Genomic DNA, 1,087 nt, shown 5'->3' with positions numbered 1-1,087 from the left:
CATTATCAAAATGATTATGGAGGCACAAAGCAGTAAGACTCCTGTGCCTTGTGTATGTTTCACTTTATTGCAATGGAAAGTCTTTTTGCCCGATTGTAACTACCTTTACTTATTGCAGTCGATTTTCTTAATCCCTTTCCATAGCAATATAAAATAGACAATAAAACTCACGATATCAGGTAAAATGTCTTCCGCAAAATATTGCCAGTCATCTGTATATTTTATGAATTTACATAAAAATAAACTTTTACAGACTATGCACCAAACTAAAATTATAGAAATGGTAAACCAGTATCCTTTTAAGAACATTTTTTTCATAATTATGCTTTAATTGAAAGATTATCTATTCGTTTAAAGAGTCATTCATGAGTTATTTTATATATACTCTCCCAGAGAAATATAAGATAAGCTATTAAACTAACAAAATCTGGAAATATAGACATAAAGAATATTCCATTGCTTGTACTTTTACTTTGTGACCCTAAGGATATCAGTAAAAGTAAGCTTTTGTTTAAAATGCACCAAAAAAGAACTATAGCCACAATTAGCCAATAATATTTTTTTAAAGATTTTTTCATAATTATCTCTTTGACTTGAAAAGTATAGCGCTAGATATATTTAAATTCGGAAGGTTGACAGAACTATCTATAATCGGTCCTTTTGTTCTTTTTAAAAGGTTATTCCAAAATGATTTCCCTTGCGAATCTATCGGACTTCTATGGCGTGTCGCAAAATCAGAATCATTTGATTTTTCTCTAATATGATAGTCTGCATTTTGTATATCTCCAGGAGAACTCACAAAAGGAGTTTTATTTATGACCCAATCATCTGAATTTTGATAATCTACGGTTTTTACGTTTGGGGATGCATTGGTTGTAATATCTGCAGCTTGAAAAGGGTTAATATGTACAATTTCTTCTACACTATACCCATGACCTATAAGATAACTTGCAATACCTTCAGCAAATGCTGCTCCCATACTATGAGTTACAAATTTGAATGTTTCTCCTTGTTTTAAACCAGATACTATTTTTTTTATATTATCTTCGGCATATCTGTAACCAGCGCTAATACGGCTTTTTGCACT

General features: G+C 30.8%; 1 pseudogene. It reads right to left on the bottom strand.

From position 1 onward, the window contains the following. Positions 1–580: 580 nt before the first annotated feature. Positions 581–1,087: pseudogene (locus EXN75_RS17950) on the bottom strand (hypothetical protein); the annotation flags it as partial.

It is taken from the genome of Segatella hominis (assembly GCF_004535825.1).
Classification (GTDB): domain Bacteria; phylum Bacteroidota; class Bacteroidia; order Bacteroidales; family Bacteroidaceae; genus Prevotella; species Prevotella hominis.
The sequence above is the reverse complement of the archived record's forward strand: the minus strand, read 5'-3'. Positions and strand labels throughout refer to the sequence as shown.